The 20182-nt window shown below is 43.5% G+C and carries 25 protein-coding genes; 15 read left to right on the forward strand and 10 right to left on the reverse strand.

Features of this window, described 5'->3' with window-relative positions; all coding sequences use genetic code 11:
* The first annotated feature begins 11 nt into the window (after positions 1-11).
* Positions 12-929, forward strand: a complete 918-nt coding sequence (gene ccsB, locus ACZ5GB_RS08865) for a c-type cytochrome biogenesis protein CcsB (protein WP_464326860.1) — start codon at positions 12-14, stop codon at positions 927-929.
* On the opposite strand, the gene ACZ5GB_RS08870 is transcribed toward ccsB, so the two are convergent.
* Positions 926-1918, reverse strand: coding sequence for an EAL and HDOD domain-containing protein (locus tag ACZ5GB_RS08870; protein WP_464326861.1), 993 nt, complete (start codon positions 1916-1918; stop codon positions 926-928). The genes ccsB and ACZ5GB_RS08870 overlap by 4 nt on opposite strands.
* Here ACZ5GB_RS08870 and ACZ5GB_RS08875 point away from each other — a divergent pair.
* Complete coding sequence (locus tag ACZ5GB_RS08875) at positions 1917-2087, forward strand: hypothetical protein (RefSeq protein WP_464326862.1); 171 nt, start codon at positions 1917-1919, stop codon at positions 2085-2087. The genes ACZ5GB_RS08870 and ACZ5GB_RS08875 overlap by 2 nt on opposite strands.
* A gap of 49 nt (positions 2088-2136) precedes the next feature.
* Here the strand turns inward: ACZ5GB_RS08875 and ACZ5GB_RS08880 are convergent, their stop codons facing one another.
* The 5 genes from ACZ5GB_RS08880 to argH are packed head-to-tail and all read right to left on the reverse strand — an operon-like array spanning position 2137 to position 6074.
* Positions 2137-2760, reverse strand: a complete 624-nt coding sequence (locus ACZ5GB_RS08880; protein WP_464326863.1) for a riboflavin synthase — start codon at positions 2758-2760, stop codon at positions 2137-2139.
* Entirely contained in the window at positions 2760-3506 is a 747-nt protein-coding gene (locus ACZ5GB_RS08885) for a dihydroorotate dehydrogenase electron transfer subunit (protein ID WP_464326864.1), read from the reverse strand. Before ACZ5GB_RS08885 ends, ACZ5GB_RS08880 begins: the two co-directional genes overlap by 1 nt.
* Entirely contained in the window at positions 3503-4483 is a 981-nt protein-coding gene (locus ACZ5GB_RS08890) for an ABC transporter permease (RefSeq protein ID WP_464326865.1), read from the reverse strand. Before ACZ5GB_RS08890 ends, ACZ5GB_RS08885 begins: the two co-directional genes overlap by 4 nt.
* A complete protein-coding gene (locus ACZ5GB_RS08895; RefSeq protein ID WP_464326866.1) occupies positions 4480-4704 on the reverse strand; it encodes a hypothetical protein in 225 nt (74 codons plus the stop codon). The genes ACZ5GB_RS08890 and ACZ5GB_RS08895 overlap by 4 nt, the downstream gene beginning before the upstream one ends.
* A complete protein-coding gene (argH, locus tag ACZ5GB_RS08900; RefSeq protein ID WP_464326867.1) occupies positions 4701-6074 on the reverse strand; it encodes an argininosuccinate lyase in 1374 nt (457 codons plus the stop codon). Before argH ends, ACZ5GB_RS08895 begins: the two co-directional genes overlap by 4 nt.
* A 598-nt stretch (positions 6075-6672) precedes the next feature.
* On the opposite strand from argH, the gene ACZ5GB_RS08905 reads away from it, so the two are divergent.
* Genes ACZ5GB_RS08905 through ACZ5GB_RS08920 form a run of 4 tightly spaced genes read left to right on the forward strand, consistent with a single transcriptional unit; the run spans position 6673 to position 8310 of the window.
* On the forward strand, positions 6673-6915 hold the full coding sequence (locus ACZ5GB_RS08905; protein WP_464327833.1) for a c-type cytochrome: 243 nt from the start codon (positions 6673-6675) through the stop codon (positions 6913-6915).
* Complete coding sequence (locus ACZ5GB_RS08910; RefSeq protein ID WP_464326868.1) at positions 6912-7148, forward strand: cory-CC-star protein; 237 nt, start codon at positions 6912-6914, stop codon at positions 7146-7148. Before ACZ5GB_RS08905 ends, ACZ5GB_RS08910 begins: the two co-directional genes overlap by 4 nt.
* Entirely contained in the window at positions 7139-7951 is an 813-nt protein-coding gene (locus ACZ5GB_RS08915; RefSeq protein WP_464326869.1) for an ArsA family ATPase, read from the forward strand. The genes ACZ5GB_RS08910 and ACZ5GB_RS08915 overlap by 10 nt, the downstream gene beginning before the upstream one ends.
* A gap of 23 nt (positions 7952-7974) precedes the next feature.
* A complete protein-coding gene (locus tag ACZ5GB_RS08920; protein ID WP_464326870.1) occupies positions 7975-8310 on the forward strand; it encodes a hypothetical protein in 336 nt (111 codons plus the stop codon).
* Here the strand turns inward: ACZ5GB_RS08920 and ACZ5GB_RS08925 are convergent.
* The 3 genes from ACZ5GB_RS08925 to ACZ5GB_RS08935 are packed head-to-tail and all read right to left on the reverse strand — an operon-like array spanning position 8307 to position 11588.
* Positions 8307-8606 (reverse strand): hypothetical protein, encoded by a 300-nt coding sequence (locus ACZ5GB_RS08925; RefSeq protein WP_464326871.1) that lies wholly within the window; start codon positions 8604-8606, stop codon positions 8307-8309. The genes ACZ5GB_RS08920 and ACZ5GB_RS08925 overlap by 4 nt on opposite strands.
* Before the next feature lie 28 nt (positions 8607-8634).
* Entirely contained in the window at positions 8635-9015 is a 381-nt protein-coding gene (locus ACZ5GB_RS08930; RefSeq protein ID WP_464326872.1) for a hypothetical protein, read from the reverse strand.
* Complete coding sequence (locus tag ACZ5GB_RS08935) at positions 9012-11588, reverse strand: cation-translocating P-type ATPase (RefSeq protein WP_464326873.1); 2577 nt, start codon at positions 11586-11588, stop codon at positions 9012-9014. Before ACZ5GB_RS08935 ends, ACZ5GB_RS08930 begins: the two co-directional genes overlap by 4 nt.
* Positions 11589-11618: 30 nt before the next feature.
* On the opposite strand from ACZ5GB_RS08935, the gene atpB reads away from it, so the two are divergent.
* The 9 genes from atpB to leuA are packed head-to-tail and all read left to right on the forward strand — an operon-like array spanning position 11619 to position 19157.
* Positions 11619-12278: a F0F1 ATP synthase subunit A gene (gene atpB, locus ACZ5GB_RS08940; RefSeq protein ID WP_464326874.1), complete on the forward strand. Its 660-nt coding sequence runs from the start codon at positions 11619-11621 to the stop codon at positions 12276-12278.
* 29 nt (positions 12279-12307) lie between these two features.
* Positions 12308-12616 carry an ATP synthase F0 subunit C gene (gene atpE / locus ACZ5GB_RS08945; RefSeq protein ID WP_464326875.1) on the forward strand — a complete coding sequence of 103 codons (309 nt, stop codon included), beginning with the start codon at positions 12308-12310 and terminating at the stop codon, positions 12614-12616.
* 41 nt (positions 12617-12657) lie between these two features.
* Positions 12658-12801: a 50S ribosomal protein L34 gene (gene rpmH / locus ACZ5GB_RS08950; RefSeq protein WP_464326876.1), complete on the forward strand. Its 144-nt coding sequence runs from the start codon at positions 12658-12660 to the stop codon at positions 12799-12801.
* Positions 12798-13004, forward strand: a complete 207-nt coding sequence (gene yidD, locus ACZ5GB_RS08955; protein WP_464326877.1) for a membrane protein insertion efficiency factor YidD — start codon at positions 12798-12800, stop codon at positions 13002-13004. Before rpmH ends, yidD begins: the two co-directional genes overlap by 4 nt.
* The gene (gene yidC / locus ACZ5GB_RS08960; RefSeq protein WP_464326878.1) at positions 13004-14503 is read left to right on the forward strand and encodes a membrane protein insertase YidC; all 1500 of its coding nucleotides are present in this window, start codon (positions 13004-13006) and stop codon (positions 14501-14503) included. The genes yidD and yidC overlap by 1 nt, the downstream gene beginning before the upstream one ends.
* Positions 14500-15432 carry an ADP-glyceromanno-heptose 6-epimerase gene (gene rfaD, locus ACZ5GB_RS08965; RefSeq protein ID WP_464326879.1) on the forward strand — a complete coding sequence of 311 codons (933 nt, stop codon included), beginning with the start codon at positions 14500-14502 and terminating at the stop codon, positions 15430-15432. The genes yidC and rfaD overlap by 4 nt, the downstream gene beginning before the upstream one ends.
* The gene (locus tag ACZ5GB_RS08970) at positions 15401-16036 is read left to right on the forward strand and encodes a DUF429 domain-containing protein (RefSeq protein ID WP_464326880.1); all 636 of its coding nucleotides are present in this window, start codon (positions 15401-15403) and stop codon (positions 16034-16036) included. Before rfaD ends, ACZ5GB_RS08970 begins: the two co-directional genes overlap by 32 nt.
* A gap of 7 nt (positions 16037-16043) precedes the next feature.
* The gene (locus ACZ5GB_RS08975; protein ID WP_464326881.1) at positions 16044-17561 is read left to right on the forward strand and encodes an IS200/IS605 family accessory protein TnpB-related protein; all 1518 of its coding nucleotides are present in this window, start codon (positions 16044-16046) and stop codon (positions 17559-17561) included.
* A gap of 36 nt (positions 17562-17597) precedes the next feature.
* Positions 17598-19157 carry a 2-isopropylmalate synthase gene (leuA, locus tag ACZ5GB_RS08980; protein WP_464326882.1) on the forward strand — a complete coding sequence of 520 codons (1560 nt, stop codon included), beginning with the start codon at positions 17598-17600 and terminating at the stop codon, positions 19155-19157.
* Here leuA and selD read toward each other — a convergent pair.
* Positions 19154-20122 (reverse strand): selenide, water dikinase SelD, encoded by a 969-nt coding sequence (gene selD / locus ACZ5GB_RS08985; RefSeq protein ID WP_464327834.1) that lies wholly within the window; start codon positions 20120-20122, stop codon positions 19154-19156. The two genes, leuA and selD, sit on opposite strands and share 4 nt — an antisense overlap.
* Between the last annotated feature and the right edge of the window lie 60 nt (positions 20123-20182).

The following is a 20182-nucleotide window of genomic DNA, read 5'->3' on the forward strand; positions in this document are numbered from 1 at the left end:
ATTTATAAACAATGAGAGAAGTATACTTTGAAAAGACAACGGAAAGGTCCTATGGCTTTCTTTTATGGGTTCTTTTGTTCCTTGTTGGTGCAGGGCTTGGGTTTATAAAAATAGACAATACCTTTTGGTATAAGTCTGCCACCTTAGCCTATGCTTTGTCTTCTATCATATACCTAAGCACAGTCTTATTAAGAGATAGGACTATTCAACGCCTTGCTTCCTTTAGCCTTTTCCTCGGGCTTATGCTCAATCTGGCTGGAATGGTCAGAAGAACTATACAAACCTATGAACTCGGTGTTCCACATCCACCTTGGAGCAATCTCTTTGAAGCCTTGACCTTTTGGAGCTTTGTGGTTGGTTTTATATACCTGTTCCTTGAAAAGAAATACCATATAAGGCTTTTGGGTGCTATAGTGGTTCCGGTGGTTTTTTCTCTTTCTGCTTTTGCCATCTTTTATGCTTCAAAGGAGATAGTGCCTCTTATGCCAGCCCTTAGAAGCTATTGGCTTTATTTACATGTAGTTACAGCCTTTATAGGATATGCTGGCTTTACGGTGGGTTTTGGTGGGGCAGTTCTTTATCTTCTAAAGGATAAATTCCCTAACATGCCCTTACCCTCAAAAGAGGTCCTTGACGAGATAACCTATAAATCTATAGTTATAGTCTTTCCCATCTGGACAGCATCCATAATCCTTGGTGCTGCATGGGCAAATGAGGCCTGGGGAGGGTATTGGAGCTGGGACCCTAAGGAAGTGTGGGCCCTTATAGTATGGCTATTTTTTGGAGCCTATCTACATGCAAGGCAGATGCTTGGCTGGAAGGGTAAAAGAACGGCTTGGATGGTAGTCTTTGGTTTTATAACCGTGCTTATATGCTTCTTTGCAGTAAACCTTTTCTTCCCTGGACTTCATAGTTATGCAACAGATTAATCTATAAACCTTTCTGATTCTTTCTTTGCCTCTTCAAGTATTTCTTTTACTTTTTCTGATGGAATTTCTAATACCTTTGCCACCTTTTTTATAGTTTCATCACTCCCGCTTTCTTCCAGAAGCTCCACAAGTGAAAGTATGAATCCTAATAAGCTAAGTCTATTTTCATAGGCTTCTACTATTTCTCCGTCTAAAGCAACTGCTCTTGCTAATTCAGCCGGTTTTTGCCTAAGTATTTCCCAGGAGAGGGAAAAAAGACCCATAAGATAAGCCTTATCCTTTACCTCATTTGAATATACTTCTGCAAGCTTTTCTGCAAGGCTTGCTCTAAAGAGCGCCCTTTTCCACAACTTTTTTTCTTCCTCATCTGCAAACATATCGGACAAAGCCAAGACTATGACAAACTTGGCTACATTCTCAAGACCAAGATAGAGAACTGCATCCTCTACATTGCTAAATTCTCTCACCTTTGGAAAGTAAGCAGAGTTTACAAACCTTAGTAATTTATATGTAACACCCACATCCTTTTCTATTATTTCAACAACCTTTTTTATGTTTTTTTCCTTTATAGCATTATATAACTTGATTATTGTAGATTTTAAAAAGGATATTGTCCTTGTATCTCTAACCATTACTGGTTTTGATAGATAAATGCCTTGGAAGTATTCAAATCCCAATTTCAACGCATTTTCATAGTCATCTTTAGATTCTATATTTTTGGCTATGATGCCCTTTTTAAGGCTTTTTAATATACTTATAACTTCTTTTAATTCCTCTTGGTTATAAGGATTGTCTTTTATATTTATTTTAACAAAATGACATTTATTTAAAAGTGGTAAGTAATCTATTTTTTCAAACCCAAAATCGTCTATACAAAACTTAAAACCACGTTTTATAAGTATATCAATAGCTTCCAGAAGCGTATTGTTCAATCTTTTATTTTCTACCAACTCTATACCTACATACTTTGGAGAAAGAAGGTCAAACATGGAAGCCTCAAGAAATATAGCTGGAACATTTACAAAGACAAGCTTACCACCACCTACTAATTCTGGACCTATCTCTACTAATACATCTATGGCTATACTTGTAGCCTTTAGAGGGTCAAATCCTTCTGGATATTGGCCTGTCCTTCTATCTTGTAAAAATATTTCATAAAAGGCCACCTTCCCCTCTCTATTATGAATAGCTTGCTTGCAAATTACATTCATGGGTTTATATTATAAAGACCTTCTAATAAACTTTGCAAATCGGTTTTTCTAACACTTTTTAGATAATTTACAACATACTTTCCTATGATATCAATTTCCACGTTTACCATGTCTCCGGGCTTTCTCACTTTTAAATTAGTATTTTCATAGGTGTGAGGGATGATATTCATATGAATAATACTACCTTCTATTTTGTTTATTGTTAGACTAATGCCATCTATACCAACAGAACCCTTTTCTACAAAATAGACCTCGTGGTCTTCCTTTATCCTTACCTTTAGGGACCAATGTTCCCCCTTCCTTATAAGCTCCACTATTGGTGCAGTAAAGTCCACGTGGCCCTGAAGTATATGGCCACCAAGCCTATCGGAAGCCCTTAAAGCTCTCTCCAAATTCACAAGGTCTCCAGGCTTCAAAAGCTTTAAATTGCTCCTGCTTAACGTCTCCTCAGAGAGGTCAAAGGAAAGCTTGTCTTTTTCTATATTTACAGCTGTTAAGCACACACCGTTTACCGCTATGCTATCACCCACCTTTACCTCATCAAAGCCAGCCCTAACTGTTAGCCTTCCACTCTTTAAACTCTCTACAACACCGACCTTTTCCACAAGGCCAGTAAACATCAGAAAATCACCTCCTCGGAAGAAAAGACAGGGCCTTCATAGCATACCCTTTTGTAGCCTTCCTTAGTTTGAACCACACAGCCCAAGCAAACACCCCAACCGCAGGCCATCCTGCTTTCAAGGGAAAAATACATACTGTGGCCCGTCTTCATGTTCTTTAAAGCTCTTAGCATACCTTTTGGACCGCAGGCATGTACCATCCAAGATGTATCAAACTCCTTTAGCACTTCCGTTATTAGCCCCTTCCTACCTTTGCTACCATCTTCTGTATAAAGGATATAATCAAAGCCTTCTTCCTTTAGCCAATCTTCCATACCAAGATGTTCCTTTGACCTTCCAGCATAAACAAAGAGAACCATTTTGCCCATTTTTCTTAGCTCTTTACCAAGCAAAGTGAGGCCCGCAAGGCCCACACCACCCCCCAAGAGGAGGTGCTTATCACCCTCATAGGAAAAGAGTCCCTTCCCAAGGGGACCAAGTAGCCAAAGCCTTTCCCCCTTCTTTAACTCCGAAAGTAGTTTTGTCCCCCTGCCCACAAGGTCGTAAAAGATGAGAAGGCTATCCCCTCTCACATCAGCCACAGCAAAGGCTCTTCTGCCCATAGGGTCAAGGCTGTTGGAAACCTTTACCATTACAAAATGTCCAGCTTTTATATCTTTTGCTATCTCTGGAGCCAAAACCTTCAAAAGGTAGAGCCTTCCAGATATATACGTGTTCTCTTCCACAAGGGCCAATATATCCTTCATCTTTTCTCACCCTTTAAAAGGTTATCTCCCAAAAGGTTAAAAGATAGAACTACCAAAAATAAAGCTACACCGGGAGAAAGTATCCAAGGATGGGCGGAGATTAGGTTTACATTTCTTGCATCAGAAAGCATGTTGCCCCAGCTTGGGTAAGGTTCTTGTATGCCAAGGCCCAAAAAGCTCAAAGAGGCCTCGGCCAGTATGTAGCCCGGGAAAGAAAGGGTGGCAGACACTATAAGGTAGTAGTAGGCATTGGGTAGTATATGAACCCTCAAAATTCTAAGGGTTCCAGCACCGTAGGTCTTTGCAGACTGGACAAACTCCTTTTCTCTGATGGAAAGCACCATGCCCCTTACCACCCTGGCAAGCCCAGCCCAGCCAAGGAAGGAGAGGATAAATATAACCATAATAAACACATAAAAGCTCTCCATAGTCAGAGGAAAGACAGACCTCAAAGAGAGCATAAGGTAAAAGGTAGGTATGGCAAGAAGGACTTCCACTATCCTCATTATTAAAGCATCTACCCTTCCGCCAAAATAGCCCGCTATGCCACCTATCAAGCTTCCAAGGAAGAAGGTTATGACAACTCCCACAAGCCCCACCGTCAAAGAGACCCTTGCGCCATAAACTATCCTGCTAAGGATGTCCCTGCCAAGCTTGTCTGTTCCCAAAAGGTATAGCTTACAAGGCTCTTCTACAGACAAAAGCTTGTATCCATACTCACCCTTATGCATAAACCTAAGCCTGCATGATACGCTTTTATCTTCTTCATAGACCTTAAAAAGGGGGTCTACCATCTTGTAGGGATGTACGTAGGGAAAGGTGGGCTTCCCTTCTTTAAAGAGGTGTATTTTTGTAGGTGGATGAAAGGGTGCCTGCCTATTTTGCAAGGCGTAAGGATAGGGTGCCACAAGCTCTGCAAAGAGGGCAAAGAAGACAAAAAGCCCTATTATAGTAAGGGGGAAGATAAGCCCTCTCATCTGAAAAACCTTGAGATCAAAGCGCCTATGTAGCCCACCAATACACCAAGGAGGAAGCTCAAAACCACCAAAAGGCCCAAAGGCATCTCTGGAAGCATATAGTATACACCTCTGAAGGCTGGTGTAAGAACAAAGGCTACCTTTTCTTGGTTTAAAAATAAGAGCATGCCAGAGAGGCCAGCCACCACAATCAAAATCAAAAAGCCGAAAAACATCTTCATAATCCTTCCTCCCTTTTTGCCACTTCAATCCTCTTTAAAAGGTCCTCTTTGGCAGTGCCTCCAAAGGTCTTTCTCCTGTCTGCCACCTTTTCTGCGCTCAAAAGCTCAAGCACATCCTCCTCATAAAGGCTTGAGAACTCTTTTAACTCCTCAAGGGTAAGGTCTTCTGGCCTTTTGCCCTTTTCCAAAAGGTAGGCCGTTATGGACCCAGCTATCTTGTGGGCTTGACGGAAGGGAATGCCCTTCATAACAAGGTAGTTGGCAAGGTCCGTCATGAGAGTAAAGCCACCGCTTGCCTCTTTTAGCCTCTCTGGTCTTATGCTCATGCCCTCAAGCACAAGCCTCATGCCCTCAAGGCAATCCCTTATAGTTTTAAGGCTATCAAAGAGGGGCTCCTTGTCCTCTTGAAGGTCCCTGTTGTAGGCCATGGGAAGGCCCTTTAAGGTGGTAAGAAGGCTCATAAGGTTTCCATAGAGCCTTCCTGTCTTTCCCCTTATTAGCTCAAGCACGTCTGGATTTTTCTTCTGAGGCATAATGGAGCTTCCCGTGCATAGCCTGTCTGGAAGGTCCACAAAGCCAAACTCCTCCGTTGACCAAAGGATAAGGTCCTCCGCCAGGCGCGAAAGGTGCATACCGCACACAGCGCAAGCATATAGCACATCCAAGATAAAGTCCCTGTCCGCAGTGGCCTGCATGGAGTTTCTACATACTCTACCAAAGCCCAAAAGCTCTGCCGTATAAAATCTGTCTAAGGGGAAGTCTAAGCCAGCCACCGCACCGGAGCCAAGAGAAAGGCAGTCGGAAGACCTGTAGGCCAACAAAAACCTCTGCTCATCGCTTAAAAAGACCTCCCTGTATGCCAAAAAGTAGTGAGAGAGCCTTATGGGCTGGGCCCTCTGAAGGTGTGTATAAGAGGGCATAACAAATTCCAAGCTGTTTTCGGCAAGCCTCACAAGGCTTTTTCTTAATTCTCTTAAGGCCCTTATGACCTCCAAAAGCTTATCCTTTATGTAAAGCTTTTCATCCGTTGCCACCTGGTCGTTCCTACTCCTTGCAGTGTGAAGCTTCCCGCCAATGTCCCCAAGCCTGTTTATAAGATCGGCCTCTATGTTCATATGCACATCTTCAAGCTCCTCTTTGAACTCAAAGCTACCCTCAAGGACTTCTTTTTTTATGGCCTCAAGGCCCTCAATTAGCTTCTGCGCTTCTTCTTCCTTCAACAGTCCAGCCTTTAGCAAGGTTTTCACATGGGCTATGCTCTGCCTTATGTCCCAAGGTGCAAGCTCTTTGTCAAAGCTTACCGATTGGGTAAACCTTTCCACGAATTCTTCCGTCCTTTCTTTAAAACGACCTTCCCAAGGCTTTTGCATAGTAAAATTATAAGGTTATACACGGAGTGATAAATTGGGAATTGGAAGGTTTTGCTGATAGCCTGTACTACAGGCAAGCCTGCCTATACATCCTGTTATGCAAAAGTATAAGTGAAGCCTGTTTTGCCGAAGCTGAAATTAGACAATTCAAAATTAGGTACTGGCCTTCAACCAGCAGGCGGGCCCAATATCCGCCGAATAGTTTCTAAGTATGTTGTAAATACATTGCCAATCAGATATAAATTTGTCACAGTGTGTGTATAGCGAAATCATAAAAGCCCTACAGTTTTCATCAAAACTTCATAAAAACCTTATGCTTTACATCTTATAATTTCCCCTAAGGAGGTGTAGCATGAAGAAGTATCTATTTTTAACAATGGCAATGGGAGCCCTTTTTGCCTTCTCCTGCCAGCAAAAGCCGGCAGAACAGCCAGCCCAGCAAGAACAACAACCTCAACAGCAACAGCCACAGGCTGAACAAAAGCCTGCAGAGCAACCTGCTCAACCGCAGGCAGAACAAAAGCCGGCAGAACAGCCTCAAAAGCCACAAGAACAAAAGCCTGCCGAACAAAAAGGCTCTCAAGCACCAGCAAAGGATATGCAAGCCTTTGCCCAGCAGAAGGGCTGTTTTGCTTGCCATGATATAAACACCAAAAAGGTAGGCCCAGCTTTTAAAGATGTGGCAAAGAAGTTTGCAGGACAGCCCGGTGCAGAAGAGGAGATAGCCAAGAGGATAAAGAACGGTGGTGTGGGCACTTGGGGCAATGTGCCAATGCCTCCTCAGAATGTGACAGAACAAGAGGCAAAAGACCTTGCTAAGTGGGTGCTTAGCCTAAAGTGAGGGAGTTTTTCAAAGCCTTTTTAGAGGTTCACTTTAAAAAGCCTGTGGAGGTCTCCCAGTCCTATGTGAGGGACCTCCTCATCCTATCTCTTTTTTTAGACTACTTTGGCCTTGACAACCCCCTGGGCATATATGCCTTGGACCTATATCCCTACTTGCTTGAAGAGTTTCACCTCTGGCACAAGACCCTTGGCATGGAAAAAAGTGGTTTAGACTTCTTGCCGTGTTGCTAAAAAGGCTTGTCTTCTTTGGTGGAAAGGGAGGAGTGGGCAAAAGCACCCTCTCTTGCGCCGTAGCCTTAAGGCTGTCAAAAGAAGACAAAAGCCTTCTGGTTTCCATAGACCCGGCCCATTCTCTTTCTGGCATACTTGGATTGCCCATAGGCCATGAGGTAAAAAAGATAAGAGAAAATCTCCATGCCTTAGAACTTTCCGCCGAAAGGCTTGTAGAAGAATACACGGAAAGGGTATTAAGGAGCCTTGAAGACCTTTTGCCCCATGTGAGGTCTGGGCTAAAGGAGTATGCCAAGTATTTGAAGCACTCACCCACAGCCCTTGAGACGGCTATCTTGGACCACCTTTTGGACCTATGCCAAGACTACGCCTATGTGATAGTGGACTCTGCGCCCACAGGCCAGATGCTAAGGCTTTTTGAGACAGCCCACATGGTAAAGGGCTGGTTTGACTTTTTGACACGCTTGGCAAAGGAAAGGGAAAAGGTGCAAGCCTTTATGGGCAAGAAAGATAGTCTTTTGAGTTTGATAGAAGAGAGAAAAAGCAGAGTAGAAAGACTTTTGAACATTTTAAAAGAAAAAAGCTTAGTCTTTGCCGTGGCCAACGAAGAGCCATTATCTTTGGAAGAAGCCCAAGAGATAAAAAGGTCCTTAAGAGATATGAAGGTGTATATAGTTTTAAACCGTTGGAGGTCCATGGAGGGAGATTTTATAAAGGTTCAAGAGGCAGAAAGGCCCTATGGGATTGAGGCACTGGAGAGTCTGAGGGTGGAAGAGATAGTGGGGTTTGTAAAGGGTGGATAGTTTGTGGGGGTATATTTGCAAAGTTGGCTTGGGAAAAGTATCAGAAGGGAGAACTAAAAGAATTGGGCTTTGAGGAAGGCATGAGTGAGATAAGGTTCTATACCGAACTTAATAGCATGGCAGTTGATCCACAAAGAAGACCAATCCTTGAGAAGCTTGTGGAGCAATTTAACAGAGAACAGAAGATTGGACCACAGGTAGATACACAGCCAATCCAGCAAAAGCTTGAAGAAGGAGAAAAGCACAAAGAGAAGGTGCAGGAAGAAGTGAAAGCAAAAGAACAAAAAATAGTGCCACAAACAAATGATTTAAACTTTGCACCACAAAATAAGCCAAAGAAAAAGGCTAAGAAGAGTTAAGGCAGGAAGTGTTCTGTAATGTAGTCAATGAAGGAAAATATCTCTTTACCATGCTTCACTGCTGTAAGCCCAATCGCCATAAATATTACAGCAAATATCACAAAAATCACAAAGTCTTTAAAGCTACTTATGACTGTATAATTATACGGCACTGTATAGACAACTGGTGGCTCTTCTGATGTGGTCTGAATAGATTGAGACTGTTTTGACTGCTTTATCTCCTTCCTTATCTCCCTTAGCTCATCCCTTATCTCTTTAAGAACCTCTTTAAGCTCTTTGAGTTCTTCTTCTCCCATCCTACCACCTCCATCTTAAAAGCCAAGATTATTTAAAACCAAAAAGTCTTACTATTTCTTTTACGATAAAGCCCCAGCTCTCTAATAATTTAACATGTTCCCATGCAATCCACAAAAGAAATCCAAAAATGAGAAGAACTATGATAGCTCCAATAACACTTTCCGGTCCTTCGCCTTCACCTGTCGTGTAGTTATCTTTGAACATGTAATTAGGACTGAGCGGATTCAAAGGGTCATTTATGGAGTTATGTTGACTACTCCAATATAAATCATCGTGCAACCGGCGCATATCATCATGTAAACGGCGCATATCGTCATGCCACCTATCGTTCCAATCATCCCAATCTTGCCGACTTTTATCTTCCCAATACCTATTCCAATCTTCCCAATACCAATCGTCCCAACTCATTTCCTTCCTCCCTTGTTATTGCAAAATAGTTTTCCCACCTCCTTTGCAAAGGATAAATTTAGCTCAAAAACTGGTTTTTTTTCAAATCTTTGCACCCACTTCCTCACCTCTATCCCCAAAAAGGTCAAAATTGGTATGAAAAACACATAGGGAAGCATATCTAAGGGGAGTTTTACCGCATGGAAGTAATCGGAGAGAAGGTATACGGCAACGGCTTGGAGGATTGCACCTATGGAGATGCCCAAGAATACATAAGGGTTTAGCCTTATATGTTCTATGGGGTTTTTAAAGAAGGGTCTGTCAGAAATTTCCTGTATGCCAACGGCCCACTGGCTTATGACTGCCGAAGTAAAGCTAACGGTAAGGGCTATTTCATAAGGATAGTTTTTAAGCATGTATAGGAAAAGAAAGTAGTGGGCTATGGCCATAAGAAGGCCGTTGTAGATTACGGTGATGATCTGATGCCTTCCTATAAAGGTCTCTATGGGGCTTTTGGGCTTTTCCTTCATGGGGTTTCCTTCATACTTGGTAAAGGGGTAAGCCTTGTCCTGAACGCCGTCCGTTACCAAGTTTATCCAGAGTATTTGGGTAGGGTATAAGGGCAGGGGAAGGCCTGTGATGATGGCAAGGGAGTTGTAAAAGATCTGGAAGGAGTTGGCAGAGAGGAGGTATCTTATAACCTTGCCTATGTTTTTTGCTATGAGCCTTCCACGCCTTATGGCGTTTACTATGATGGCAAGGTTGTCATCCAGAATGATCATCTTACTTGCATCCTTTGCTGCCTGAGAGCCAGATCCCATAGCAATGCCAAGGTCTGCCACCCTCAAGGCGGGCGCATCGTTGGCACCATCACCCGTCACAGCCACCACCTCACCCCTTGACTGCAAAACCTTTACTATCCTGTATTTGTCCTCGGGCGTAGCCCTTGCAACCACAGTAGTCTTTTTAAGCAAGTTATAAAGCTCATCATCCCTATACCTTTCAAGGTCCTTCCCCTCAAGGGCTATATCCCCTTCCTCATATATATTTACCATGCTCGCCACAGCCTTGGCCGTAAGAAGGTTATCGCCGGTTATCATTATTACCCTTATGCCCGCAGACCTTGCCGTTTCTACAGCCTCCCTTACTCCCTCTTTCGGTGGGTCCAAAAAGCCCACAAGCCCCACAATTTCAATCCTTACCTCCTCCACATCCTTTGGAATCTTGTCAAGCTTTGCATGGCCAAAGGCCAAAACCCTTAGCCCCTCCTGTGCCATCCTGTTGTGGTCCTCCCAAACTTCTTTTGGACATTCCCTTTCACACATATTAGAGAGGCTCTCCAAGGCACCCTTTACATAGAAGTCCAGCACGCCGGACCCATCGGACACAATAACGGCCATAAGCCTCCTCTTTGTATCAAAGGGATGCTCCCACACCCTCTCGTAGGCTTTCCTCAAAAACTGCCAGTTTACCCTCTCCTTCTCAAGCCATTCAAGCAAGGCCATCTCCAAAGGGTCCCCCTTCATGCTGTCCGCATCGTTGCAAAGGGTTGAGGCCAAAAGTAGCTTCCTTTTGTCATAGGCCACATAATCTTGAACTGTTAACCTTCCAAGGGTTATGGTACCAGTCTTGTCCGTGCATATGTAGGTGGCGCTTCCCAAGGTTTCTACCGCAGGTAGGTATTTTACAAGCACCTTCTCCTTTGAAAGCCTTATGGCTCCCACCACAAGGGCAAGGGTGACCACTATGGGAAGGCCCTCTGGTACTGCAGAGATAAGCTGGGCTATGGCAAAGAAGATGATGGTCTTTGGTTCCCTTCCTTGCATTATGCCTACAAGGGCAAGAAGGCTAAGAAGCACAAGGAGTATAAATATCCATCTTTTTCCAAAAACCCCCAAGGCTTTGGTAAGTGGGCTCTCTGGCGAACCCTCTTGAACCCTTTGGGCTATCTTCCCAAGCTCCGTATTCTTTCCAGTGGCAAAGACCACACCCAAGGCCTTGCCACGCAAAACCACCGTGCCCTTATAAAGACAGTTTGCCCTCGCATGAAGTGGAGTGTCTTCAGAAAGCAAAAGGTCCGCATCCTTTTCTACCGGCAAGGACTCACCCGTTAGCAAGGCCTCATCCATCAAAAGGCCAACGCTCTCCAAAAGCCTTATGTCCGCCGGCACCACATCTCCCTCACCCAAAAGCACCACATCTCCAGGAACAAGCTCTCTGCTGTCAACCTCAACCTCTTTACCATCCCTTATCACCTTTGTCTTCAAAGCAGTCAAGGACCTCAAAGCCTCTATGGAGGCTATAGCCTTTAGCTCTTGATAGAAGCCCAAAAGGCCGTTTATAAGCACAATGCCATAGACCAATAAACCATCCTTTACATCTCCCAAAATAAAGGCTATAAGGCCCGCCACAAGAAGGATAAGGATAAAGGGGCTTGTAAACTGTCGGATAAAGACCTTTATCCTGCTTTCCCTTTCCTCCTCAAGGGTGTTTTTGCCATAGAAAGAAAGCCTTTTTCTGGCTTCTTCCTCTGTAAGACCTCTCAGACTTGTATTTAGGTCCCTTAGGCTCTCTTCAACGCTTTTATGGTGCATGTGGAAATTTTATGGTATAATCTTTTTGCTATGCAAGAAATAAGTTTAAGCCATGTGTATTTAGGTTTGGTTGCCATGGGCATAGCTCTTGGGTTGGTATCTTTGGCAGGCAAACCATCCCTAAAGCCCACAAAGTTTCAAGCCTTTTGGGAAGGATATGTTAGGTTTGTAAGGAGTATGGTTCTTGAAAACATAGGCCACGAAGGCTTAAGGTATGTGCCACTCATAGCCAGTATAGGCCTTTTTGTCTTTTTCTCCAACCTTCTTGGTATGGTGCCCGGCCTTGAAGCTCCCACAGCCAACGTGAACACAAACCTTGCCATGGCTTTGGTAGTATTTCTACTCTATAACATAGAAGGCTTTAGGCTTCATGGCATTGGCTACCTCAAGCACTTTATGGGCCCCAATCCCTACCTTGCCCCCGTTTTCTTTGTAATAGAGATTATTTCCCATCTTGCAAGGCCCATAACCCTCACCCTCAGGCTTTTTGCCAACATGAAGGGTGGCGCCTTGCTTCTGGTAGTTTTGGTGGGCCTTGTGGTCCAAAACCCATTCACTATGGCCGTTTCGCCTGTCTTCCTACTGTTTATAATAGCCATCAAGTTCCTCGCCGTATTTATACAATCCTACATATTTATGATACTTTCTGTGGTTTATCTTGCTGGTGCTGTAGCCCATGAGGAACACTAATAATAAATCCATTGAAGGAGGTTGATAAAATGAAAAGGAAGCTTATGACCGCCTTGGCGCTGTTGGTGCCTTTTATGGCTGTTGCTGCAGAACCTGGTCAGGGGGATTCTCTTAAACAGGGACTTATGTTCCTTGGTGCTGGCCTTGCCATAGGGCTTGCAGCTTTGGGAACAGGCATTGGTATGGGTCATGCAGTAAGGGGTACTCAGGAAGGTGTGGCCAGAAATCCTACTGTGGGTGGTAGGTTGCAAACCATAATGTTTATAGGCCTCGCCTTTATAGAAACTTTGGCTCTTTATGCTTTGCTTATAGCTATAATACTTCTCTTTGTAAAGTAATAGCCGGGGCTTTTGCCCCCTTTTTATTTTGGAGGTAGAAGATGGCAACGCAGAGGAATATAACACGCATTTCCAACCTTAAGCGCAAGCGCAAAAGTGGTTTTCTGGCTCGTATGTCTACCAAAAGCGGAAGGGCTATAATAAAGAGAAGAAGACAGAAGGGAAGAAAGAGATTGGCGCCTTGAAGAAGGGAGTTTTGGCCTTTTTGAGGTTTTGGCAGGTTTTCATCTCTCCCCTTTATCCACCAAGCTGTAGGTATTATCCATCCTGCTCCAACTATGCTATAATGGCGGTGGAAAAGCATGGAGTTCTTAGAGGTATGATGAAGGCTATGTGGAGAGTATTAAGGTGCAACCCCTTTTCTAAGGGTGGCGTGGATTATCCCTGATGGAGAGAAAAGATTTAGACCTTAAAGGACTTCTTATCATCTTTGCAGTTATAACCCTTTTCCTCTTTGGCTATCAAGCTTACCTTATATTCTTTGCCCCTCAGCAAACCACCCAACAACCCCAAAAGAAGCCCGAAGAGAAACCAAAGGATGTGCCATCCTTACTTCTTGGCACCACAAGGGAAAAGGAAAAGCCACAAAGCTTGAGGACCTTTAACTTTGAAAAGTTTAGCCTAACCCTTTCGGAAGAGGGTGCAAGGGTAATAAGCTTAGTGGATAAAAAATATAAAAAGGAGCTTATAACAGAAGAAGAGAAAAGGCTAAACCTATACCCCCTTGAAGTATACACAGGAGACCCCCAGATAGACTATATACTTAACTTCTCACGCTACGAGATTTATACAAAAGACAACCAGATAATAGCAAGGCTAAGGGCAGAAAACTTTGAAATTAAAAAGATATTGGAATATAAGGGCGATTACTTTTCTTTAAGCATAGAATCCTCAGGCCTTCCACCTATGTTTGTTTCTGCGGGTATGAGAGTCCAAGAGGCGGATTTTTACAGCCATTCTGGCCCTGTGATAAAGATAGGTGATAGGGTGGAAAGGATAGATGTAGAAAAAGTAGAAGGAAGACAGCTTATAACTGGAGACATTAAGTTTGCTGGAGAGGAAAGCAGATATTACTTTAAGGGCTTTTCTGGCCCAATTTCGGCGGTAGCCATTTATAAGGTAGAAAATAAAAGCACGATCACCTTGGTAAAGTCTAGTGGTAGGCTTCTTTTCTATGCTGGCGCCAAAGAGTATTCAAGGCTAAGTACCATAGGCCTCTCCGATACAATAGACTTTGGTACTCTAAGGCTCATAGTAAAGCCCCTCTTTATCTTTATGTATTGGATATACGAACATCTTCACTCTTGGGTCTTCTCCATTGTTGCCCTAACACTGATAGTTAGACTTTTCATGTTCCCCCTCACATACAAAAGCACTGTTGCCATGGGCAAGATGGCAGAGCTTGCCCCCAAAATGCAAGAGCTAAAAGAAAAATACAAGAACGACCCTGTTAAGTTCCAAGAGGAGATGATGAAGCTCTACCAAGAGGTAGGCTTTAACCCCATGTCTGGATGTCTACCCATCCTTTTGCAGATACCCGTCTTCTTTGCTCTATATAAGGTGCTTACCATAACGGCAGACCTACAGCTTGCCAAGTTCCTTTGGATACAGAGCCTTGCTCAAAAGGACCCCTATTACATACTCCCTGTTCTTATGGGTATTACCATGATAGCCCAGCAGTTCATAAGCCCAAGCCCAGAAAAATCCCAAAACTACATAATGATGATAAGCTCCGTCTTCTTTACTTTCCTCTTTGCTAGCTTTCCAGCTGGCCTTGTGCTATATTGGACCCTCAACAACATTTTTAACCTTGGCCAAACTTATGTGATAAAGAAGCTAACCTTTAAGGAAGAAAAGCCTACCAAGAAAAAGGGTAAGAAAAGATGAGAGTTTTGATAACGGGTGGTGCAGGCTTTATAGGTTCCAACTTAGCAAAGGCTATTGAAAGGCGCTATCCAAGGGCAAAGGTATATGTTTTAGACAACTTTTCCTCTGGGCATTTTAAAAACCTTTTGGGCTTTAAAGGAGAGGTGATAACGGGAGACCTCTCGGACCCAAGCCTTTGGGAATGGTTAAAAAACAACTTTACCTTTAATGTGGTCTTTCACAAAGGAGCCATAACGGACACCACCGTGCAGGACCAGTGGAAGATGCTAAGAGTAAACACAGATAGCTTAAGGTATATATTGAACGCTTGCCTCTATTGGAATGCCAAGCTAATATACGCCTCATCCGCAGGCGTTTATGGAAACACAGAACCTCCCATGAGGGAAGAAGAGGGTTTGGTACCGGAGAACGTATACGGCTTTTCCAAGCTCATGATGGACCACATAGCCTTGTCTTTTATGGAAGAGAACAAACATATTCAGGTGGTAGGCTTTAGATACTTTAACGTCTATGGGCCCGGTGAGCAGTATAAGGGAAAGACTGCAAGCATGATATACCAGCTATACAGGCAGATGAAGGAAGGAAAAAGGCCAAGGCTTTTCAAATGGGGGGAGCAGAAGAGGGACTTTGTTTATATAGAGGATGTTATTGAGGCAAACCTTTTGGCTTTAGAAAAGGATGTCTCAGGTATTTTTAACATAGCCACAGGAGAGGCAAGGAGCTTTAACGAAATTGTGGAGCTTTTAAACAGATACCTTGGCACAAGCTATGAGGTGGAATACTTTGACTGTCCCTACGACTTTTACCAAAAGCTTACTCAGGCTAATATATCAAAGGCGGAAAGGCTTTTGGGCTACAAGCCAAGGTATAGGTTAGAGGAAGGGATAAGGGATTACCTTGAAAGACTGGGAGAGAGTATTAGGTCTTGACCTTGCAGGAAGTCCAAAGAGGAAAACGGGCTATGCCTTTTTGAAGGATAAAAGACTGGTGGTAGGCACACTATACACGGATGAGGAGATACTGGAAATTTCAAAGGGCTTTAAGCTTGTTATGATAGATGCTCCTCTGTCTTTGCCAGAGGGAAGAAGGAGCATAGAAGAGAGGGGGCCTCATTTTAGGGAGTGCGACCGCCTTTTGAAGAAAAGTGGATACAGGTTCTTTCCCATAAGCCTTGGACCTATGAGGATGCTTACAGAGAGAGGCATGAGGCTGGCGAGTATTTTGAGGTCAAAAGGTTTAGAAGTTTTGGAGACCTTTCCTGGAGCCATGTATGACCTTTTGAGAATAGACAGAAGAGACAAAAATGCAATCCTTAGCCTGTATAAAAGCTTACCCTTTGAGCTGGAAGATAGGCCTTACTCTCAAGATGAATTGGATGCTGTAGCCTGTTGGCTTGCGGGTGTGTGCTATATTATGGGTAAGGCTTTGGCTTTTTCTGGAAAAGATGGGAAGATAGTGGTGGCTACGGGGGAGTGTTTCCTTCCCCTGAGGGTGTTTCAAAAATCCATTTTACCTACGGTTATGTTAAAATAACAAAGAGATGATAACCATAAGCACTAAGCTTTTATTCTCAAACTATCAAGACAAAGAGAAGGTCTTAAACCTAATGAGAATATGGTCTTCTGCTATGAGATATGCCTACAAAAGACTTTTAGAAAGCATGGATATCAACACTTTAAGAAAGTTAATTCAAAATGTGTTTGGACTAAACGCAAGATATTCACACTCAGCCATTGTTAAAGCACAAGCCTTGATGAAAGTAAGAAAAGAGAAAGGAGAAAGCTTAAAAAAGGTTATATTTGGCGGAAGAGATAATTTTAGAAAATTGCAAAAAAGACATATAAACGGGAAAGACTACCAAAAGTTAAAAATACAATTCCAAGAGAGGAGAAAAGGCAATCTATACTCCATAGGACAAGCAAATTGTAAAGGAAACCAAAACACAAGGATAGAAGTAAAAGAGGATAGGACCTATCTTAGAATAAACACAGGAGAAAGGCAATATGTATATGCCTTGATAAGTGCAGGGGATAGGATAGACAAGATTAAAGAGATAGCTTTTTCTGGAAGAGCATATACGGTAGAGCTAAAGCTAAGAGATGGCAATGTGTATGCTTACTTCACCATAGAGGAAGAATATCCACAGATAGAGATAACCAAAGCTTATGGAGTAATAGGCATAGACCTAAACGCCTATCCAAACCACATAGCTTGGGTAGAAACGGATGAGTGTGGAAACCTTACAAGCTATGGTGAGGTGCCTATGCCAGAGCTATCAAGTGGTAATAGCAACAAGAGAGACTATTACATCTGGATATACGCACATAGAGTTGTAAGCTTAGCTAAAGAGAAAGGAAAGGCAATAGTGATAGAGAAGCTAAGGATAAAAAACAAAGGAAAAAAAGGAGATTATTCTGGGAGGCTATCAAGAAGGATAAGGCATAACTTTGCTTACAGAAAGCTATTAGAAAGGATAAAGCTACTTGCAAAAAGGAATGGCATAGAAGTGATAGAAGTAAATCCAGCCTACACATCTATCATAGGCATGTTAAAGTATGCACCACAATATATGGTAAGCAAGGATATAGCAGGTGCCTATGTGATAGCAAGAAGAGGCTTAGGTCTAAAAGAAAAGGTGCCAAAGAATTATATGGAGCTTATAAAAAGGCTAAGCGTAGAGGAATTAAAGGAGCTAAAAGAATATGTAAAAGAGAAAGTAAAGAATGCCTATTTGAAGGTCAAGCATATGAAAGAGATAGAAGCTTTGATAAAGTCTTTAAGCCTTGAGAGTGAGCCATGGAGGGTATCTGAGCCTCTGGAAGGAACAAGCTTAGGTATCCGATTTAATCCATGGCAAGTTCTCAAGGTAGTGGTGCTGACTGCACTCTCTCCTGAGAAGGTCTTAAGGGACCTCTCTGTCCTGAAAGATATTCTCTTTCGGGGCTTGTGGGGAGACCCTATATGGGCACGAGCTCCTACTGCAGGGGGTAGGGGCGTGGTCTGTGTGGAAGCACGGGCTATTTTTGAAACACCCTGCCTTCCCCTTGACAAAGAATGAATTGCAAATTATTATCATTTAATAGGAGGTTAAAGGATGGAAAGGGTTTATATCTTTGACACCACCTTAAGGGATGGAGAGCAAGCACCGGGATTTTCTATGACCACAGAAGAAAAGCTCCAAATGGCGCACCAGTTGGCAAGGCTTGGGGTGGATGTTATAGAGGCGGGCTTTGCGGCTGCGTCAAAGGGCGATTTTGAGGCTGTCAATCTAATAGCTACCGAGGTAAAGGGCCCAACTATATGTTCCCTTGCAAGGGCATTGGAAAAGGATATAGAGCTGGCGGGCGAAGCCCTACGGCCTGCGGAAAGGAAAAGGATACACACCTTTATAGCCACTTCTGAAATACACATGAAGTATAAGCTAAGGATGTCCCCAGAGGAGGTCTTAGAAAGGGCAAAGAGGGCCGTAGAGTTTGCAAGGAAATTCACCGACGATGTGGAGTTTTCTTGTGAAGATGCTACAAGAAGCCAAAGGGATTTCCTTTACAAGGTTATAGAGACTGCCATAAAGGCTGGAGCTACTGTGATAAACATACCAGACACGGTTGGATATGCAGTGCCGGAGGAGTTTGCAAGGCTTATAGAGGATATAAGGAACAATGTACCAAACATAGACAAGGCCATAATAAGCGTCCATTGTCATGATGACCTTGGAATGGCTGTGGCAAACTCCCTTATGGCCGTAAAGCACGGTGCAAGGCAGGTGGAATGCACTATAAACGGCATAGGTGAAAGGGCTGGGAACGCAGCCTTGGAAGAGATCGTTATGGCCCTCAAGGTAAGGAAAGACTTCTTTGGCGGTCTATACACCAACATAAACACAAAGGAGATATACAAAACCAGTAGGCTATTGTGCAGGATAACGGGAAGCTTTGTCCAGCCAAACAAGGCGGTGGTGGGCGATAACGCCTTTGCCCACGAGTCGGGTATACACCAACATGGCGTTTTGGCAAACCCTCTAACTTATGAAATCATGTCCCCAGAGGATGTGGGCTTTCCTTCCACAAGGATAGTTTTGGGAAAACACTCTGGAAGACATGCGCTAAAAAGCAAGCTAAAGGAGCTTGGCTTTGAGTTTTCAGAGGAGGACTTGGATAGGATCTTTGAAAAGTTTAAGGCTTTGGCGGACAAGAAAAAGGAGGTATATGAAGAAGATATAGAGGCACTGGTCTATGAGGAGTTTATGAAGCATGAGGAAGAGGAGCCTATAAAGGTCTTGCATTATCAGGTTCAAACAGGAGATAAGCTTTTGCCTACGGCCACTGTGGTTCTAACATTCAGAGGCGAAGAGAGGACGGCCACCTCTACAGGCAATGGCCCGGTGGATGCCATAATAAAGGCCATTCAAAAGGCTCTTAACATAGAGCCAAAGTTGTTGGACTTTTCCATAAAGGCCCTAACTCCCAACACGGATGCCCAAGCCGAATCCAGGCTTGTTATTGAGCTTGATGGTGTAAAGGCAAGCGGAAGGGGTGTGGATGTGGATATAATAAGAGCAAGTGTGAACGGCTTTGTGGATGCTTTAAACAGAGCCTTGCTTAGGAAGAGCTATATAATTTCAAAGGAGAACTTAAGAAGGGAAGGGACGGTTTAACCTTTATAGACCCTAAGCCCTTCTCCCTCCTCCACGCCCCCTATTATCCAAAGTTTAAGGCCCAGCTCCTGGGCTTTCTTTTCAAGGTCTTGTAGCCTTTCTCCTGGAAAGCTAAAAAGTAGCCCTCCAGAGGTGACAGGGTCAGAAAGAACCAAAAGCTCCCATGGTTCCAAGCCTTCCACCATAAGGTAATCCCTAACAAAGTTGTAATTGTCCATAGCTCCCTTAGGATAGACCTTCTCTTTTACAAACCTCATGGACTCTTCATAGATTGGAACTTTTGAAAAATCTATGTATACCCTCACCTTAGACCTTCTTGCTATGTTGTAGGCGTGGCCCAAAAGGCCAAAGCCCGTTACATCTGTGCAAGCACTTGCAAACTCTCTTGCAAGGGAAGATGCTTTGTCGTTGAGCATGAGCATATAGTCAATGGCATGTTTTATATCTTTTTCCTTTAGCCTTCCTTCCTTTATAGCCTTTGTAAGGATACCTACACCTATGGGCTTTGTTAAAGCCAAAAGTTCACCTGGCTTTGCCCCATTTTGCGTGAGATATTTTCCATCTTCACACACTCCCATCACCGCAAGACCAAACTTGGGTTCTTTGTCATCAATTGTGTGTCCTCCCAATAATACCGTTTTAGCCTCTTTTAGCTTGTCCGCACAACCTTTCATAACTTCCCTTAAAACTCCAATATCAAGGTCGCAGTTATTAAAGCCCACAATGGCAAGGGCATTAAGTGGCTTGCAACCCATGGCATAAACATCGCTTAGGGAGTTGACGGTAGATATGGCACCCCATAGGTATGGGTCGTTTAGTATAGGGGTTATAAAGTCTACCGTATGCACATATACCTTTCCTCCGTATGCGTAAACTCCCGCATCATCACCCACACCCACAAGGGTGTGCTCATCAACATATAGGTCCAGCCCTCTTATTAAGTTTTCCAGGTCCGCCGGACCCAGCTTACTGGCTCACCCGGAGGCCCTTACAAGCTTTAAAAGCTCCATAGCTTAAATATCATA

Source organism: Hydrogenobacter subterraneus (assembly GCF_055390195.1).

Coding starts and splice junctions, on each gene's coding strand:
- ACZ5GB_RS08875 (WP_464326862.1), top strand. CDS start 1,917: ATGGAAGCCTCAAGAAATATAGCTGGAACATTTACAAAGACAAGCTTA.
- yidC (WP_464326878.1), top strand. CDS start 13,004: ATGGAGAGAAAAGATTTAGACCTTAAAGGACTTCTTATCATCTTTGCA.
- ACZ5GB_RS08885 (WP_464326864.1), bottom strand. CDS start 3,506: ATGAAGGATATATTGGCCCTTGTGGAAGAGAACACGTATATATCTGGA.
- ACZ5GB_RS08975 (WP_464326881.1), top strand. CDS start 16,044: ATGATAACCATAAGCACTAAGCTTTTATTCTCAAACTATCAAGACAAA.
- ACZ5GB_RS08870 (WP_464326861.1), bottom strand. CDS start 1,918: ATGTTTGACCTTCTTTCTCCAAAGTATGTAGGTATAGAGTTGGTAGAA.
- ACZ5GB_RS08935 (WP_464326873.1), bottom strand. CDS start 11,588: ATGCACCATAAAAGCGTTGAAGAGAGCCTAAGGGACCTAAATACAAGT.
- ACZ5GB_RS08925 (WP_464326871.1), bottom strand. CDS start 8,606: ATGGGAGAAGAAGAACTCAAAGAGCTTAAAGAGGTTCTTAAAGAGATA.
- ACZ5GB_RS08880 (WP_464326863.1), bottom strand. CDS start 2,760: ATGTTTACTGGCCTTGTGGAAAAGGTCGGTGTTGTAGAGAGTTTAAAG.
- ACZ5GB_RS08890 (WP_464326865.1), bottom strand. CDS start 4,483: ATGAGAGGGCTTATCTTCCCCCTTACTATAATAGGGCTTTTTGTCTTC.
- ACZ5GB_RS08895 (WP_464326866.1), bottom strand. CDS start 4,704: ATGAAGATGTTTTTCGGCTTTTTGATTTTGATTGTGGTGGCTGGCCTC.
- ACZ5GB_RS08930 (WP_464326872.1), bottom strand. CDS start 9,015: ATGAGTTGGGACGATTGGTATTGGGAAGATTGGAATAGGTATTGGGAA.
- ACZ5GB_RS08905 (WP_464327833.1), top strand. CDS start 6,673: ATGCAAGCCTTTGCCCAGCAGAAGGGCTGTTTTGCTTGCCATGATATA.
- ccsB (WP_464326860.1), top strand. CDS start 12: ATGAGAGAAGTATACTTTGAAAAGACAACGGAAAGGTCCTATGGCTTT.
- argH (WP_464326867.1), bottom strand. CDS start 6,074: ATGCAAAAGCCTTGGGAAGGTCGTTTTAAAGAAAGGACGGAAGAATTC.
- leuA (WP_464326882.1), top strand. CDS start 17,598: ATGGAAAGGGTTTATATCTTTGACACCACCTTAAGGGATGGAGAGCAA.
- atpB (WP_464326874.1), top strand. CDS start 11,619: ATGCAAGAAATAAGTTTAAGCCATGTGTATTTAGGTTTGGTTGCCATG.
- rpmH (WP_464326876.1), top strand. CDS start 12,658: ATGGCAACGCAGAGGAATATAACACGCATTTCCAACCTTAAGCGCAAG.
- atpE (WP_464326875.1), top strand. CDS start 12,308: ATGAAAAGGAAGCTTATGACCGCCTTGGCGCTGTTGGTGCCTTTTATG.
- rfaD (WP_464326879.1), top strand. CDS start 14,500: ATGAGAGTTTTGATAACGGGTGGTGCAGGCTTTATAGGTTCCAACTTA.